The organism is Luteolibacter ambystomatis, from assembly GCF_018137965.1.
Taxonomy (GTDB): domain Bacteria; phylum Verrucomicrobiota; class Verrucomicrobiia; order Verrucomicrobiales; family Akkermansiaceae; genus Luteolibacter; species Luteolibacter ambystomatis.
The window spans coordinates 4,820,260-4,836,748 of sequence record NZ_CP073100.1; the positions used below are offsets into that span (position 1 = coordinate 4,820,260).

Consider the following 16,489-nt stretch of genomic DNA (forward strand, 5'->3'; position numbering starts at 1 on the left):
GTTAGGGCATGATCCCGCAGTGGCGACCGGCGTGAGAACCATCGGATGGGCGGCGTGGCTGTGGATTTTCCTGGCCATGATGCCGCTGGCCCGTGGCCAGGTGATGGCCGGTTTCTCCGAAGACGGCGCGCCGCCGCCGCGACCGGCTTTCAATGTCCAGGATGATGCCGGGCTTTTCACCCGCAATCCGGAGGTGCTGCGCGGCATCTCGGACCGGTTGCGGGCGCTCGAGCAGAAGCACCAGTTCCGGATGTATGTCCTCATCGAATCCGTGGTCATCGGAGCCACGCCGGTGGATCTGGCGGCGAAGCTCCAGCAGGCCTGGCTTCCGGATGGGGATGGGGTGGTGCTGGTCTATGAGGTGGACACGAAGACCTTTGGCATGGGGCGTCCCTACGACTCGGGGGATGTGACCCGCCCCGGCAAGGGCATGCGCATTCCCTCGTTTGTGGCGGCGGATGCCGTGGAGCGTATCCGCAGCCAGCTCACCGCCAGCCAGCAGGATACCTCGTCCGATCCGGCGGAATTGCTCGACCGCCTGACGACGCTCTTCGTCCAGGAGTTCGGAACGTATCTCGACCGCAGCACCCAGCCGACTCCCGGGGATGCCTCGACGGAGAAGTTCTTTTGGATCGGCGGCGGCTTGGTTTGTGTCCTCGGCGGTGCGGTCTGGTGGACGGCACGGCGCTTCCGCAGGTCGGAGCAGGTGCTGCGCCGGGTGTTCCGGTTTCCGCCGGTGCCGGACGAACAGAGGCTCGGAGCCCCGTTTGGCGCGATGGTCAGTTCGCGCCCGTTTTCCCCGCCCGGGTCAGCGAATCGACCTTGAGCGGGGTTTTCCGCACCGGCAGATGGTGAGGAAGCAGCGCGGAGAACAGGTGGATGAGCGGAAAGGTGGCCAGCGCCAGCAACAGGCCCAGCACGATCGCGCCGAGGATGAAGTTCCCGGCATGCACGGTGCCCACGACCGGGAAATTTTTCTCCATGCTCAGGATTTCCGGCAGCGGCAGGTGGAAGTGCTTCTGCACCCAGTTGCCCAGGAACAGTTGGGCGGCCCACATCGGCGCGTAGGTGAAAGGGTTGCTCAGCCAGCAGGCGGCCATCGCAAACGGCACATTCGCCCGCATCCGCATCGCCACGATGGCGGCGAACAGCGACTGCGCCGGGATCGGCAGCACTGCGAAGAACATCCCGACCGAAAGGCCGGTTGCGACCGTGTCCCGGCAGGGCTTCCACAGCCGCCGCTCGAACAGCGGATGGGTCATTTTCCGCCACCATCCACGGTGCCGGAGCTTCGGATGGCGGAGGGCACGATACATCTTCCGGACCATCCGGAGGTAGCGATGTTTCATTCCCGTTCGCACGGCCGGAACATCCGTCCTTCCCGACCGTGACGCAACCGCAAATCCCTTGCCGGACGCAGGCAACATCGTCACGGTGCCACCGCACATGGAACATTGGCAATCGCTCCTCCTCGGCCTGATCGAAGGCATCACCGAGTTCCTCCCGATCAGCTCCACGGGACATCTGATTGTCGCCCAGCGCCTCATGGGCATCGGCACGATCTCTCCGGCGGACAAGGAAGCGGCGGACGCCTTCGCCATCTGTATCCAGGGCGGGGCCATTCTTGCGGTGCTCGGACTCTACTGGAAGCACGTGAAACAGATGCTGCTTGGCTTGATCGGGAAGGATCCCGGAGGCCTGAAGCTGCTCTTTAATCTCATCGCCGGATTCCTGCCAGCTGCCGTGGTCGGGCTGGTGCTGCATCATTGGATCGAGGACCACCTGTTCGGCCTGTGGCCGGTGGTAACCTCCTGGATGGTGGGAGGCGTGGCGATCCTTGCCGCCGTCTGGTGGCGGAAGAAGAATCCGGACACGAGTAACAAGCGCGAGCTCGGCCACCTCACTTGGCAGCTCGCCCTCATCATCGGCCTGCTCCAGTGCGTGGCCATGTGGCCGGGCACCAGCCGCAGCCTGATGACCATCGCCGGCGGCCTGCTGGTCGGTCTTACGGTCCGCGCCGCGGTGGAATATTCCTTCCTGCTCGGCGTCCTCACCCTCACCGCGGCCACCGCCAAGACCGCCCTCGACAAGGCCCATGCCAGCGGCCCGGAGTTCGCGCACCACTTCGGCACCGCCAAGCTGATGCTGCACCAGTTCGGCGCGGCGAATCTCGCCATCGGTGGCATCGCCGCGATGGTGTCCGCCTTCCTCGCGGTGAAGTGGCTGGTGGGCTATCTCCAGCGCCACGGGTTGGCCGTGTTCGGCATCTATCGCGTCGCCATCGGGGGGATCGTGGCCGCCTTGATCCTGACCCACACCTTTTCCGCCTGAGCGGCGGAAACCTCCCGGAATGTCCGACTCCGAAGCCCCGGTTTACTCGCCATGGCGGGCGGGGTGGTATGCCGCCAAGGCGAACCTGATTCCGGGTCTGATTCTCCAGGCCGCGGCCATCGCCCTGCTGGTGGCTTATTACCAGAGCCAGACCCTGCGCGAGGCTCTCGGCCATGTGGAGCAGTGGAAGGCGGCGGGCGGGTACGCCTATTCCGCCACCAGCAGCGCGTTTTTCTGCGGCCTGCTGCCGTGGTTGTTCCGGATGGCGATCCCATCGCTGCGGCCGCGTTCGCCTTTGTCGGAACTGATCTTCGGCCTCGTTTGGTGGGCGGTTTCCGGGATCATCGTCGATGTCTTCTACACCGCCCAAGGACGTTGGTGGGGCACCGGCACCTCGGTTGGTGTCATTGCGGTGAAGATGCTCATCGACATGGGGATCTACACGCCGCTGTGGGCCGCGCCCGCCAATGCTTTGCTGCATCTTTGGAAGGCCCGCGGGTTTCCGCTGAAAGGCCGCATTTTTGCTCCCGGCTGGTATCGCCGCATCGTCCTGCCTAACCTCCTGCCGAACTGGATGGTGTGGATCCCGGGTGTGGCGGTCGTTTACAGCCTGCCGCCGCTGCTGCAACTGCCGGTGGCAAACCTGATCTGCTGCTTCTGGGCGCTGCTATGCATCAGCATCGCGGGGGAGACGACGGAAGGGCCATAGTGCCTTGTATGGTTTCCCTGAATATCACGTCTTCAGGGAGGGTTTTTTGATTGCTCCTGCGTGGGTGGAGGAATGCAATCGCGGGGATGATTCTCCGCGGCACCCGAACCGGCCTCCGCCTCGCCTTCATGCTGGCGTTGGCAGTGCTGATGCTCTCCGGAGTCGTGCGCGCCCAGTCCACCGTGCGCATGCCGCTGGCAGATGGGTTCGATTTCCCGGTGGGGAAACCGAATGGCGCGGGCTACTACATCGCGCGCGGTGTGCGCCTCACGTCCCCCATTCACTTCGGCGAGGACTGGAATGGCCGCAATGGCGGCGATACCGATCTCGGCGATCCCGTCTATAGCTGCGGCGACGGCGTCGTGACCTGGGCCTACAACGTCCACCAGGGCTGGGGGAACGTGGTGCTCATCCGCCATGCCTACCGCGACCCCGCCAATGGCCAGGTGAAGTACTGCGATTCCCTCTACGGCCACCTCAACGAGATCATGGTCAAGGTGGGCCAGACGGTGAAGCGCGGAACCCAGATCGGCACCATCGGCAGCAACTTCGGCATGTATCCCGCGCACCTTCACTTCGAAATCCGCCACAACATCGCCATCGGCATGCAGCGTGAGTCCGTGAACCGCGATTGGGTGAACTGGGCCGTGCCGACCGACTTCATCAACAAGTACCGCCGCCTGAACCGCGAGTGGGGCCAGGTGTCCGTGCCAACCGGCACCTACACCGAGTATCAGGGCTTCAAAGGACTCTGAGATGGCGATCCGAGCCCGACAAAGCACCGGGTCCAGCGTATTGCTGGTGATCGTGGTTGCCTGCCTGTGGGGCTGGGGGCAATGGAAAAAGTCCCATCCTTCCGCGGACGCGCCGCCTGCCACCAAGTCGTCCTCCGTTCCCACCAAGACCGCTCCTTCCCCGGCTTCCACCGACCGACAGGGGCGCTACGACGTCTATCGTGGCTGCACCTTGGCAAACGAGAAGCACAACGATGGCGACAGCTTCGAGGTGCGTCTCCCGGACGGCCGCACCGAGGTGTTCCGCCTCTACTTTATTGATACTCCGGAAAGCCAGTTCCGCACCTATCGCGGTGGCGATGACAATCACACCCGCATCAAACAGCAGGGCGATTACTTCGGTATCAGCTCGGAGCAGGCGGTGGACATCGGGCGCCGGGCGAAGGAGTTCATCCTGCCCCTGCTGGCGAAGCGCCCGTTCACGCTCTACACCGTCTGGGACAGCCCTTTCAACGACCAGCGTTACCATGCATTCATCGAGGTGGAGCAGGAAGGAAAGACGCGCTGGCTGGACGAGTTGCTGATCGAACGCGGCTTCTGCCGGATCTTCACCAAGGGCGCGGACATGCCGGACGGTACGCCACTGAACCGCCGTAAGGATCAGCTCCACGCCATGGAGCGCGAGGCGAAAGCCCGCCGTGCCGGGGCTTGGGGATTGCGTTGATTCGGTTGGCCCGGTTGAGTTGCGGGGTGTCCGCCGCCGCTTTGATCGACTCGTCCCGCCGCCTTGAGTCCGCTCTCCATGGAGCCCGGTTTTCTCCACCGGTTTCCCATGCCTACAATCCGCTGGAATACGCCCGCGTCCCACATGAGCTCTATCTGTCGAAGTACGGAAAGGGGAAAAAGCGGGTGCTTTTCCTCGGGATGAATCCGGGACCCTTCGGCATGGCCCAGACCGGCGTGCCCTTTGGCGAAATTGCTGCGGTGCGTGATTGGATGGGGATCGAAGCGCCGGTTGGCAAGCCGGTACCGGAACACCTGAAGCGCCCGATCGAAGGCTTCGCTTGTCCGAAGTCCGAGGTCAGCGGCCGACGCCTGTGGGGCCTTTTCGCCGAGCGCTTTGGCACGGCGGAAGCGTTCTTCAAGGATCACTTCGTGGCGAACTACTGCCCGCTGGTGTGGATGAGTTCCACCGGCGCGAATCTCACGCCGGACAAACTTTCCTCCGCTGAGATGGAGCCGGTGGAGCAGGCTTGTCTCGCCCACCTTGCGGAAGTGATCGGGATTCTCCAGCCGGAGTGGCTGGTCGGAGTCGGCGCGTTTGCGGAGGAGCGCTTGCGCCGTGCGGCGGCAAAGGCGGGCGGGGAGTTCAAGATCGGCCGCGTCCTGCATCCGTCGCCCGCTTCGCCCGCCGCCAACCGCGGCTGGTCGGAAGCCGCCACGAAGCAACTCGTGGCCCAGGGTGTCTGGAGCGCATAGACGCTGGTGTGTATAAAAGCAGAGTCGGGCGATTATCGAATCTCCACTCCTCCCCTATGCCAGCGGGATTTCGTGTTTTTTGTGAGACTCGATTTCGTCCGACTCTTGGAAACAAAGTCGTCCGGAAAAGCAGAACCGCAACCGTCCTTACGGAACTATTAGAGTGTTCGGTGGAGCATCGGTTTCGGCCGAAAAGACAGAGGGCGGAAAATAAAATGTGAGATCGCGGGCGGGGAGGCACACCCCGGGGAGTGGACGTGCTCATCGTCCCCGATTGCTTCTCTCACCATCCTCCCCGGGAAACCATGACGTCCTGCCCTCTCGTTGCTTCGTGCCTTTTCGCCGCCGCCTCCATTGCCCAAGGAGCGGTGGTTCTCAACAACGGCAATTTCGAAAACACCGGCGGCACCTTCCCGACCGGGTGGACCACGCAAACCGGCTTCGGCACGCCCACCGCCACCACAGGGCTTGTTGTGGGAAGCACCACCGCCGCCAATCTCTCCGGTGGCAGTGGCACGACCAATCAATCCATCTACCAGGATTTCGCCCCGACCACCGCGGACTCTCCCGCGAATTTCCAGTTGGATCTCGCCTTCCGTATTTCCGCGGAGGCCCAGACCGCGCGCATCCGCTTCCGAGGCAACAACAACGCCACCGATATCATGGCGATCCGGTTCACCGCCACCAACACCGGCACCACTGATTCCGTGGACGTGTACAACGGGGCCTTTGTCACTGGTGTGAGCGGCATCACCATCACCGCGGGAGCGACCAATTTTCTCCGCATCACCGGTAGCAATTTCGGAACCGCGTCCGCGACCTATACCATCGGGTTTTCCACGGATGGCGTGAACTACGTGACGGGAGCCGCCTCCACCGCGTTCTTTTCCGGGAACCGCGCCGTGCCCATCGAGACGCTGGTGTTCGAGGGGGGCACCACCGCGGGCACCAGTTTCCGGGTGGACAATGTGTCACTCATCCCTGAGCCATCCATCGTGGGGTTGGGAGGGCTCGGGATGCTGCTCGTGCTGCGCCGCCGCCGTTGAATCCGGGTACAAAAGGAGAGCCGGGCGATTTTCTTGATCTTCACTCCTTCCTTCAAACCTGAGTTCGGAATTCGTGTTTTTACAGACCAGTTCGTCCGGCTCTTGGAAAGACAGTCGCGCGGGAATGACTCCGCGCAACTGGTTTTCAGAAACTATTCCGCTGTTCAGCGGAGCAGGTTCCATGCGCTGACCAGCGCCTTCAGGCCGGCCATCTCGATGGAGGGATCGACTCCGCAGCCCCAGACGATGCGGCCGTCATCGTGCTGCACCTGGACATAGGCGGCGGCATTCGCGTCCGATCCGCCACGCACGGCGTGGGAACGGTAGTCGGTCACCTTGAAGTCCTTCAGACCGATGCTTTCCAATGCGTGTACGAAGGCGTTGATCGGGCCGTTGCCGGTGCCCTTGATCTGCTTTTCATCGCCATCCAGGCGCACGGTGGCCTTGCACTCCACATTGCCGCGCGTCTCGGTGTGGTGACCCAGTTCGTAGTCCACGACCGTCAGCGGTGAGGTGAGGTTGGTGAAGCGCAGATAGAAGGCATCGCGGATCTCGTCCGGGGTCAGCTCGCGGCCCAGTTGATCGGCCAGATCATAGACATACTTGCCGACCTGCGGGTGCATGGCCTTCGGCAGATCCAGGCCATGCTCGCGGTCGAGGATGTAGGCGATGCCGCCTTTCCCGGACTGCGAGTTGATACGGATGATCGCCTCGTAGGAGCGACCGATGTCCTGCGGATCGATGGTCAGATACGGAACGCCCCACGGCACCGCGGGATCGATGGCGGTTTCCTTTTCACGACGGTCCAGGCCCTTCTTGATCGCGTCCTGGTGGGAACCGGAGAAGGCGGTGAAGACCAGCTCACCCGCATACGGCTGGCGTTCGGAGACGATCATCTTGGTGATGCGCTCGTACACCGCGCGGATCGCAGGCAGGTCGGAGAAATCCAAACCGGTCTCGATGCCGTGGCCGTTCATGTTCAGCGCCACGTTCACGATGTCCAGATTGCCGGTGCGCTCGCCATTGCCGAAGAGCGTGCCTTCCACGCGGTCCGCGCCGGCCATCAGGCCCAGCTCGGTGGCGGCGGTGCCGGTGCCGCGGTCATTGTGGGTGTGCAGCGAGACGATGACCGAATCGCGGCGGTCCAGATGACGGATCATCCACTCGATCATGTCTGCATGGATGTTCGGCGTGGTCCACTGGACGGTGTCCGGCAGGTTCACGATCATCTTCTTCTCCGGCGTCGGTTGCCAGACACCGATGACCGCGTTGCAGATCTCCGCGGCGAAATCGAGTTCGGTGTCCGAGAACGATTCCGGCGAGTATTGCAGGATCACCTCGGTCTGCGGAATGGTGGGCACCAGCTCCTTGACCAGCTTCGCACCATCGACCGCCAGCTTCTTGATGTCCTCGCGCGAGGCATCGCTGAAGGTCACGCGGCGTTGCAGCGGCGAGGTCGAGTTGTAGATGTGGACGATCGCGCGCTTCGCTCCGGCGATGGCTTCGAAGGAACGGCGGATCAGGTGCTCACGGGTCTGTACCAGGATCTGGATGGTCACATCCTCCGGGATGCGGTCCTCCTCGATCAGGCGGCGCAGGAAATTGAACTCGGTGTCCGCGGCGGACGGAAAGCCGACCTCGATCTGCTTGAAGCCGATCCGGCACAGCAGGTCGAAGAACTCGAGCTTCTCCTCGACCGACATCGGCTGGGGCAGCGCCTGGTTTCCGTCGCGGAGGTCGACGGAACACCAGATCGGGGCCTTGGTGATGGTTTGGTCCGGCCAGGTGCGGTCAGGCAGCCGGACGGGCGGGAAAGGTCGGTATTTGGAAATCGCGGTGGAATTCATGGAAAAATGGAAAGCGGGAAAGTAGTTGGTTCGTGCCGGGTGGCGGAAACAAGATCCGGCCCGCGAACAAATGCGGGACAACGGATGACCGAAGATAGTAAGAGGGTAAAGTTCAGCGGGAGGCCAACCCTAGAAGGAGGTGGCCGAGCAGAAGGAGCTCGCTGGACTTGATGGTCACGGCGGGAAGTTGGGAGATCGGACCGGGGCTGTCAAGCCACCCCCGCCAGGATTCTCAGCGCCACTGTCGCTCCGAACTTGATCGGAATCTTCCTGCCCCTACGCTCCCCGCGTGTTCCAGATCGTCTTCAACGAAATCAGCGCGGCTGAAATTTCCCAGCTCGGCACGCTCGAACAGCTCGAATTGCTCGATGAGTTCAAGGTTTCCGAAAAGGATCTGGAGAATCTCGATGGCGACCGCTTCGGCAAGATCGAGCGCGATGGCAAGACGCTCTACCGCTTCCGTTCGAAGGACTACCGCTTTTATTTCATCGTGAAGGATGGCTCGGTCATCGTCCATCGCGTCCTGCACAAGGGCACGTTGTCCGATTTCCTGTTCCGCTCGAAAATGCCCGTCGGCGAGGACGAGGAACTGGCGAAATCCAAGCACTTCTGGAAGCTCATCGACGAGGGCCGCAATGCGAAGCGGGTCTGAGGGACAGTCAGATTTTACTTCCGCCGCCGGGAACCCGTCCGATAGGTTCCGGTAACGATGAAATGGGCGATTTATTTGGTTCTGGCAGTGCTCGTGGCGGGCGGGTGGATGTATCATTTGAAGCCCGATTCCGCGATCGCCCCTCTTCAGGAGAAGATTGCCCACGCGGAGGCCTCCGGTGAGAGCGAGGAGCTTGAGAAAATCGACAAGTGGCGTGCCGACATCAAAGGCAAGGAGGATGAGAAGACCTTCACTGGCATCCTGCTGGCATTCCTTTCGGCCGGTCTGGTCGGAGTCGTGGTCGTCATGGAGGTACTGCCCGCCGTGGCCCACCGCTTCACCCACGCGGTTTACGACAGCGCTGAAGAGGTGGAGGTGGACGTGATGCACGACGCCCGCTCGAAGGTCGCCCAGGGCGATTACCACGGTGCGATCGAAGCCTTCCGCACGGCGGCTGCGGCCGATCCGATGAACCGCCTGCCATGGGTGGAAATCGCCAAGATCCAGCGCGAAAACCTGGATGACCCGATGGGCGCGATCCAAACCTTCCGCACGGCGCTCGAAAGCCAGGAATGGGAGCTCAATGACGCCGCCTACCTTCTGTTCCGCCTTGCCGAGCTTTACGATGAAGATGCCAAGGACCGCATGACCGCAGCTTCCATCCTCAACCAGGTGATGGAGCAGTTCCCGAACACCCGCCACTCGGCCAACGCGCGCCACCGCCTGCACGAGTGGGGCCTGATCTGATGCCATGCAGCGGCGGTTGGGCGGCTTTTTCCGGCTGAACCCGCTGTTCGGTGGTGCATTGGCCGCGGTGATCGTCATCGCGGCTTGTGGTGCCGGGCTGGCGTGGGGAATCGCCGCCGCCTTGGTCATCGCCGCGTTCGCTTGGTGGCTTACCGGCTGGCGCGGCGCGTTGTTTGCTCTCCTTTGTGGTCTCGCGGCGGAAGGTTCCCTCTGGAAACGGGAAGCCGATCGCACGGCGGCCACCCGCGCTTTGACCAGTCAGGTGCGACCCACCGTGGCGGGACGCTTGCTGGCGGACGCCCGTCCGACCACCGGCGGCTGGTCCGCGCCGGTCAAGCTGGAGAACGGTGGCGCGAAAGTCTGGTGGCTGGGAATTGGCGTTCCCCCTGTGGAGGACTCCCGGGTTGAGTCCCGTGGCAAGTTTTCCGATGCGGAAGCGCCGCGTAATCCGGGGGAGTTCGACCAGATCCAGTGGTTCCGGCAGCAAGGCCTCTCGGCGATGTTCTCGGCGGAACCGGGAACCATCACGACGGACAAGTGGGCGGAGGCCGCCGCGTGGTGGCGTCGGAAATTCCGCGAGGCGGTGACTGTCGGCCTGCAGGAGGACAGCCAGGAAGCGCAGGTGATCCGGGCCGTGGTGGTGGGTGAGTATCCGCGCGGCGAGGATGAGTTGATTGCCGCCTATCGGGACAGCGGCGCGCTGCACGCGTTTTCCGTCAGCGGCATGCATGTGGCCTTGGCGGGCATCATCGCGTGGTGGCTGCTCGGTCGTCTGCGGGTGAGTCGCCGTGTAGCCGTTCCGCTGCTGATCGTGTTGATGTTCGGCTACTCGTGGATCAGTGGGAATAGTCCGCCAGCGCTGAGATCCGCGTGGATGGGGGCGGTCTTTCTCAGCGCGTTCCTGTTTCGTCGCGAGCCTCGTTTGCTGAACTCGCTCGGGCTGGTGCTTCTGGTGACGGCGCTATGGGAAGGGCGTCTGTTGTTCCTGCCCGGTGTGCAACTTTCCTATGGAGTCGTCGCTGTGATCGGTCTGCTCGGAGGCCCGTTGTGCGAATGGCTGGGCCGCTTTGCGAAACACGATCCCTATATCCCCGGCGTCTTGCTCACCGATGGCCAGCGGAAGTGGTATTCCTTTCTCCGCAAAGGAACCGACAACATAGCGGTGGCCGCCGTGGCCTGGCTGGGATCGACCCCACTCACTCTCTGGCATTTCCGAATGAGCACGCCGGTCGCGGTGCTGGCCGCGATTCCGATGTCACTCGGGATCTTCGCGCTGATGGTGCTGGCGGCGTTTTCGACCTTTCTGTTTCCCTTTTCGAAAAGCGCCGCCGCATGGGTGAATCAACTCAACGGTCGGGTGGCGTATGGCTGCACCTCGATGGCGGGAACTTTCGCCAGCCTGCCGCTCGGAAACACCCACTTCGACCGCGTCCCGAAGCCGTTCCTGCTGGTCTACGATCTGGAATATGGAGCAGGAGCCACCTGCTTCGCATCCGATTCCGGCTCGGTGCTGATCGATTGCGGCGACCGCCGGACCTTCCACCGCACCATCGCCTCCTCGTTGAAGAACCTCGAAGTGAGCCCGGACGCCGTCGTCCTCAGCCACGCCGATGGCGGCCATGTCGGCGGCGGTGTGGAGCTGCTTCAAACCGCGAAGATCCGCCAGGTGGTCATGCCGGTCGAGAAGGCCCGCAGTTCCCTCTACAAGGTCTGGCAAACGGAAGCACCTGCCGCCGGGGTGAAACTCCTCGCCGCCCGCGATGGCATGCGGCTGCCCTTTCCCGCGGGCGCGGAATTGGAGGTCGTCTCCGCGCCCGATCCGGCGGGGAAAGACGGTGTGGCGGACGATCGCGTGGCCATCTACCGCCTCCATTGGCAGGGCTGGCGCATTCTTCTCGTGAACGATGCCGGAGAGAAAACCGAACGCCGCCTCTTGGAAGCCGGAACCGATCTGAAAGCAGATGTCTTGATCGCCGGGCATCACCGCACGGATCTCTCGCTGAGCGATGACTTCATCCAAGCCGTCGCGCCGAGGGCCATCATCGCCAGCAACTCGGTGTTCCCCGTCTCCGAGCTTCTCGATCCGGACAAGGTCGCTTGGTGGCGGGAGAGGGGAATCGCGGTCTTCGACCAACGCGAAAGCGGCGGCGTGACCGTCCGGGTGGAGAGCGATGGCGCGTTGGTGATCGAGGGCTTCGCCAACCACGCGGAGCGCAGGTTCACCCGATGAACCTTGGGGACACTCCATTCTGATTGAAGGTCCCCGGAGGCTCCGTATCATCCGCATCATGATATCTCCCCGGTCGTGGGTTTGGATGATGTGCCTGATGAGCCAGGCTGGTGCGACGCCACTCTCCGACCAAAGGAGCATCCATCACGCTTGGTTCGCTTCCTCGGGCGACCGGATCGTTACCTGCGCCGCAGAAACCCGGTTTCGGTTCTGGGATTCCACCACGGGAGAGCCGGTTCCGACCGAGATCGACCAATTTGCGGGCGGAAGGGATTCCTGGAGCCACGTCGATCTGGCGGGCAAGTGGATCCTCACCGGCTCGAAGCAAACCGGCAGCCGGTTGTACGATTTCCAAACCGGGAAGGCACTGTCTCCGATGATCTCCGCATTCTTCAGCCGTGAAGAAGCCAACGCGGTGCTTTCGCCTGGAGGCTTCCGCCTGATCGCTTTCGAGCGACCGGATGTGGCTGGAATCTACGATACCAAGACGGGGCGGAAGCTCACGGAAATCCCTCTTTCTCTATCCTCCGATGATGGCGATTCCCTCCCGGAAGGTGTCTTTGAGGAAAACGGCAAGCGGGCGTGGATACTCGACACCGGCGGAGTGATCCGTTGCCTTGATACCACGACTTGGAAGGCATTGGGAGAGACCATCTGGCATCCCGGGGAAGGATATTTCAAGGGGCTGGAGATCAGCGCGGATGGCCGTTACGTGCTCGCCTATAGCGACGTTGCCGATTGTGGGGGCAAGGGAGTGGCGTGTGTCTGGGATGCGCTCACCCGTCGTCCGGCCGGCAAGCCGGTTGAGCGATCCTGGGGTGCTGCTGCGGAGTTCGTCGAGGGCGGGAAACGGGTCCGGTTCTCTTTCGGGCGTGGAGCCAGCTATGTCGCACAGTTGCCCTCATTGAACCCCGACTACTATCTCCCGGTGGATGATGAAATAGGTAGTCCAGGGGTGCTGTCCGCCGATGGAGGGAGCACATTCGTCAGTTGGGGACGGGATGAAACCATTGTCTTCACCGATGCCGCCACCGGCGCCTCGCGAGGTAACTATCACACCCATCAGCCCATCGTTGCCGTGGTGGCCAGCCCTGTGAAGGATCGCGCGGTGGCGTTGCTGGGGCAGACCCCGAAGCTGGGCGAAAAGCCCTCTTCGTTCACCTTGGAGAGGGTGGATCGGAGAGAGGGAGCCGTGCCGGGAGAGCCGCTTTCATGCTCGGCTTCCGCCACACTGATGAACGAGGATGGCTCGCTGGACTCTTGGGTGCCCATGCAAATGTCCCCGGATGGGACGCGGGTGATGCTCCTCGCCAATGGCCGGGTCAGAATTTTCCAAGTTGCGGACCTGAAGGAACTCGCTTCCACCGCCCCCGTTTCCACGCCGTAGTCGATGCGTTCAGGCGGTTGCCGGTTTCCGCACCTGCAGCCGCCACATGCATTTCCCTTCCGCCTCCCACTGGATCTGGAAGTCGGTCTTCGGGTAGAAAAACGAATCCTCCTGCCACTCCAGCCGTTCGAAGCGGCCGAATTTCCCCATCTCCTCCACGCCCCACTCATAGTATTCCGGGTGGTCGGTCATGAAGAGGAACTCGCCGCCGGGCTGGAGAGCAGTCCAGATGGCCTCCAGAAACGGCTGCTGGATCAGGCGGCGGCGGTGGTGCTTCGCCTTCGGCCACGGGTCGGGGCACAGCAGGTGCAGGCGGCTTACGGATGCGGGCGGCAGCAGCCACTCCACCGTATAGCGGCTTTCCAGCCGCAGCACCTTGGCATTGGGGAGCCCGGCCTTGCCAATCCGCTTGCTCACCTTGCGGACACGGCCCAGCAGGCGCTCCACTCCGAGAAAATTACGCTCCGGGAATTGCTCCGCCATTCCGAGCAAGAACGAGCCATCGCCGCAGCCGAGATCGATCTCCAGCGGCTGGCCGTTTTCGAACACGTCCCGGGGCTCCCAGCGCTGGAAATAGTCCGCAGGGACGAACTCGGCGGAAAACGCGGTGCGGGAACGGGGTGGCTCGGCGGCGGTCACAGGCCGGATCGCAAACCGGCCCGGGGCCGTCCGGCAAGCCGATTTGCGCCTGTTGGAAAGGTGGGTTCGACTTGACGCTGTTTCCCGTGCGTCCCTAGCCTGCCGGAACGCAACCGGGGCCGCCGCCCTGCCACCCGATCAACCAAACCACCTTTCCGACCGTGGACCTTCAGGAAATCCGCAAGATCGTCGAGCTCATGAACGAGCACGGCCTGACCTATTTCGACCTCACCGGTGAGGATTTCCACATCAAGATGAAGAAGGGCCCGGATCTCGAGGCCCTGCGCGGCCTGATCGGTTCGATCCCCGCCGCCGCTCCGGCTGCTGTTGCCGCTCCTGTTGCCGCCGCTGGTGCTCCGGCTGCCGCAGCCGCTCCCGCCGCCGAAGGCGCGGAAATCACCTCGCCGATGGTCGGCACCTTCTATCGCAAGCCCGCTCCGGACGCCGCGAACTTCGTGGAAGTCGGCACCGCCGTTTCCGAAGGCCAGACCCTCTGCATCATTGAGGCGATGAAGGTCATGAACGAGATCAAGGCCGAGCGCTCCGGCACCATCTGCGCGCTGGTGGCCGAAGACGGCAATCCGGTCCAGTTCGGCGACGTCCTCTTCCGCATCAAGTGATCGGTTTCCGTTCGGAAAACTGAATCCTGCAACTCGCAAACCTCCTCATGTTCAAGCGCGTCCTGGTCGCCAACCGCGGCGAAATCGCCCTCCGCATCATCCGCGCCTGCCGTGAGCTCGGCGTCGAGTCCGTGGCCGTCTATTCCGAGGCGGACGTGGATTCCATGCACGTCCACCTCGCCGATGAGGCAGTCTGCATCGGACCCGCTTCCAGCAAGGAGAGCTACCTGAAGCCGGACCGCATCATCGCCGCCGCGGAGATCACCGGCGCGGATGCCATCCACCCCGGCTACGGCTTCCTTTCGGAGAACGCCCGCTTCGCGGAAATCTGCGCCACCTCCGGCATCAAGTTCATCGGGCCGTCCGCTTCCGTCATCTCGATGATGGGTGACAAGGCCACCGCCCGCGCCACTGCGGTGGCAAATGGCGTGCCGGTCACTCCGGGCTCCGGCATCATGGTCGATGCCGAGTCCGCGCTGAAGGAAGCGAAGAAGATCGGCCTGCCGGTCATGATCAAGGCGACCGCCGGTGGCGGTGGCCGCGGCATGCGCCCCTGCTTCAAGGAAGAGGACTTCATTTCCCTGTTCCGCGCCGCCTCGAATGAAGCCCTCGCGGCCTTCGGCAATGGCGAGTGCTACCTCGAAAAACTGGTGCTCAACCCGCATCACATCGAGTTCCAGGTCATCGCGGACACCCACGGCAATTTCATCCACCTCGGCGAGCGCGATTGCTCCATGCAGCGCCGCAACCAGAAGATCATCGAGGAATGCCCCTCACCGCTGCTTTCCCCGGAACTGCGCGAGCGCATGGGCAAGGCTTCCGTCGATCTCATCAGCGCCATCGGTTACGAGAATGCCGGCACCATTGAGTACCTCGTCGATGAAGCGGGCGAGAACTTCTACTTTATGGAGATGAACACCCGCATCCAGGTGGAGCATCCCGTGACCGAGGAAGTGATGGGCTGTGAGCTCATCAAGGAGCAGATCCGCGTCGCCGCCGGCGAACCGCTCTCCCGCCACGTGCTGGATGCTTCCCCGCGCGGCCACTCCATCGAGTGCCGCATCAATGCGGAAGATCCCTACAACAACTTCTGCCCCAGCCCGGGCAAGATCGACCTCTGGTACGCTCCGGGCGGCAAGGGCGTGCGCGTGGACACCCACGTCTACTCCGGCTACACCGTGCCCCCGCACTACGACTCGATGATCGCCAAGCTCATCGTGACCGGCGCCACCCGTGAGATCGCCATCGCCCGCATGAAGCGCGCCCTCGGCGAGTTCATGATCCGCGGCATCAAGACCACCATTCCCTTCCAGCTCGAAATCATGAACCATCCGGATTTCGTCAACGGCACCTACGACATCGGCTGGGTGACCCGCTACCTGGAAGAGAAGAAGGCCTGAGAAGGCGGCAGCATGTTCGCCAGCGCGAAACTCTACGCCATCCTCGATCTCGGCTATGTCCGGCCGGAGGATGCGGCCAAAGTGACCGCCGGGCTCCTGTCCGGCGGTGCTCATCTTCTCCAGCTCCGCGCCAAGGGCCGCGATCGAGCTACGATCACCGCAGTAGCTCGCGAATTGATCCCGCTGTGCCGCGCCGCCGGGGTGCCGTTCATCCTGAACGACTATCCCGATCTCGCCGCCGGGCTGGATACCGATGGCGTCCACATCGGCCAGGACGACGGCCCGCTCGCTGATGCGCGGGCCATTGTGGGTGAGGGAAAGATCATTGGCCGCTCGACCCATTCCCTGGAGCAGGCCGAGGCAGCCCTGGCGGAAGGATTCGACTACATCGGGTTCGGCCCGCTGTTCCCGACCCCGACCAAACTGGGCCGTCCCGGCATCGGCATGGAAAACGTTGCCGAGATGGAACGCCGCGTCGGGTCGAAGATCCCGGCCTTCTGCATCGGCGGCATCAAGCGCTCGAATCTTCCCGAAGTGCTCGCCGCAGGCGCGCGCCGCGTGGTGATCGTGTCCGATCTCCTCACCGCCGAGGACGTGGCCGCAGCCACCCGTTCGGTGGTGGCCAGGCTCTTCTGAGCTTCCCGGCGGATCTTTCGCCCTTCCAAAGG

At 63.1% G+C, this 16,489-nt stretch carries 17 protein-coding genes; 14 read left to right on the plus strand and 3 right to left on the minus strand.

Going from position 1 to position 16,489, the window contains the following annotated elements; genetic code table 11:
• Nucleotides 1-31 precede the first annotated feature (31 nt).
• The gene (locus KBB96_RS18760; protein WP_211631028.1) at nt 32-826 is read left to right on the plus strand and encodes a TPM domain-containing protein; all 795 of its coding nucleotides are present in this window, start codon (nt 32-34) and stop codon (nt 824-826) included.
• Here the strand turns inward: KBB96_RS18760 and KBB96_RS18765 are convergent.
• Complete coding sequence (locus KBB96_RS18765; RefSeq protein ID WP_211631029.1) at nt 780-1,349, minus strand: DUF2062 domain-containing protein; 570 nt, start codon at nt 1,347-1,349, stop codon at nt 780-782. The genes KBB96_RS18760 and KBB96_RS18765 overlap by 47 nt on opposite strands.
• 58 nt (nt 1,350-1,407) lie before the next feature.
• Here KBB96_RS18765 and KBB96_RS18770 point away from each other — a divergent pair, with 58 nt between their 5' ends.
• From KBB96_RS18770 to KBB96_RS18795, 6 genes are all read left to right on the plus strand, one after another.
• Entirely contained in the window at nt 1,408-2,331 is a 924-nt protein-coding gene (locus tag KBB96_RS18770) for an undecaprenyl-diphosphate phosphatase (protein WP_226373585.1), read from the plus strand.
• Between the two features lie 19 nt (nt 2,332-2,350).
• Nucleotides 2,351-3,040 carry a hypothetical protein gene (locus KBB96_RS18775; RefSeq protein ID WP_211631030.1) on the plus strand — a complete coding sequence of 230 codons (690 nt, stop codon included), beginning with the start codon at nt 2,351-2,353 and terminating at the stop codon, nt 3,038-3,040.
• An 86-nt stretch (nt 3,041-3,126) separates the two neighbouring features.
• Nucleotides 3,127-3,795: a M23 family metallopeptidase gene (locus tag KBB96_RS18780; RefSeq protein WP_211631031.1), complete on the plus strand. Its 669-nt coding sequence runs from the start codon at nt 3,127-3,129 to the stop codon at nt 3,793-3,795.
• A 1-nt stretch (nt 3,796) separates the two neighbouring features.
• Complete coding sequence (locus KBB96_RS18785; RefSeq protein WP_211631032.1) at nt 3,797-4,498, plus strand: hypothetical protein; 702 nt, start codon at nt 3,797-3,799, stop codon at nt 4,496-4,498.
• A 26-nt stretch (nt 4,499-4,524) separates the two neighbouring features.
• Nucleotides 4,525-5,253: a uracil-DNA glycosylase family protein gene (locus KBB96_RS18790; protein ID WP_211631033.1), complete on the plus strand. Its 729-nt coding sequence runs from the start codon at nt 4,525-4,527 to the stop codon at nt 5,251-5,253.
• A gap of 305 nt (nt 5,254-5,558) precedes the next feature.
• Nucleotides 5,559-6,299 carry a hypothetical protein gene (locus KBB96_RS18795; protein ID WP_211631034.1) on the plus strand — a complete coding sequence of 247 codons (741 nt, stop codon included), beginning with the start codon at nt 5,559-5,561 and terminating at the stop codon, nt 6,297-6,299.
• A 164-nt stretch (nt 6,300-6,463) separates the two neighbouring features.
• On the opposite strand, the gene leuA is transcribed toward KBB96_RS18795, so the two are convergent.
• Entirely contained in the window at nt 6,464-8,146 is a 1,683-nt protein-coding gene (gene leuA, locus KBB96_RS18800; RefSeq protein ID WP_211631035.1) for a 2-isopropylmalate synthase, read from the minus strand.
• Between the two features lie 289 nt (nt 8,147-8,435).
• Between leuA and KBB96_RS18805 the strand changes: the two genes are divergently transcribed.
• Genes KBB96_RS18805 through KBB96_RS18820 form a run of 4 tightly spaced genes read left to right on the plus strand, consistent with a single transcriptional unit; the run spans nt 8,436 to nt 13,162 of the window.
• Complete coding sequence (locus tag KBB96_RS18805) at nt 8,436-8,798, plus strand: hypothetical protein (RefSeq protein WP_211631036.1); 363 nt, start codon at nt 8,436-8,438, stop codon at nt 8,796-8,798.
• A 57-nt stretch (nt 8,799-8,855) separates the two neighbouring features.
• On the plus strand, nt 8,856-9,545 hold the full coding sequence (locus tag KBB96_RS18810; RefSeq protein ID WP_211631037.1) for a tetratricopeptide repeat protein: 690 nt from the start codon (nt 8,856-8,858) through the stop codon (nt 9,543-9,545).
• Nucleotides 9,546-9,549: 4 nt separating this feature from the next.
• The gene (locus KBB96_RS18815) at nt 9,550-11,775 is read left to right on the plus strand and encodes a ComEC/Rec2 family competence protein (RefSeq protein WP_211631038.1); all 2,226 of its coding nucleotides are present in this window, start codon (nt 9,550-9,552) and stop codon (nt 11,773-11,775) included.
• A gap of 58 nt (nt 11,776-11,833) precedes the next feature.
• Nucleotides 11,834-13,162, plus strand: coding sequence for a WD40 repeat domain-containing protein (locus KBB96_RS18820; protein WP_211631039.1), 1,329 nt, complete (start codon nt 11,834-11,836; stop codon nt 13,160-13,162).
• Nucleotides 13,163-13,171: 9 nt separating this feature from the next.
• Here the strand turns inward: KBB96_RS18820 and trmB are convergent, their stop codons facing one another.
• The gene (gene trmB / locus KBB96_RS18825) at nt 13,172-13,801 is read right to left on the minus strand and encodes a tRNA (guanosine(46)-N7)-methyltransferase TrmB (protein ID WP_211631040.1); all 630 of its coding nucleotides are present in this window, start codon (nt 13,799-13,801) and stop codon (nt 13,172-13,174) included.
• Between the two features lie 161 nt (nt 13,802-13,962).
• Between trmB and accB the strand changes: the two genes are divergently transcribed.
• The 3 genes from accB to thiE are packed head-to-tail and all read left to right on the plus strand — an operon-like array spanning nt 13,963 to nt 16,457.
• Complete coding sequence (accB, locus tag KBB96_RS18830; RefSeq protein WP_211631041.1) at nt 13,963-14,421, plus strand: acetyl-CoA carboxylase biotin carboxyl carrier protein; 459 nt, start codon at nt 13,963-13,965, stop codon at nt 14,419-14,421.
• 47 nt (nt 14,422-14,468) lie between these two features.
• Entirely contained in the window at nt 14,469-15,821 is a 1,353-nt protein-coding gene (gene accC, locus KBB96_RS18835) for an acetyl-CoA carboxylase biotin carboxylase subunit (protein WP_211631042.1), read from the plus strand.
• Between the two features lie 12 nt (nt 15,822-15,833).
• Nucleotides 15,834-16,457 (plus strand): thiamine phosphate synthase, encoded by a 624-nt coding sequence (gene thiE / locus KBB96_RS18840; RefSeq protein ID WP_211631043.1) that lies wholly within the window; start codon nt 15,834-15,836, stop codon nt 16,455-16,457.
• The last annotated feature ends 32 nt before the right edge of the window (nt 16,458-16,489 follow it).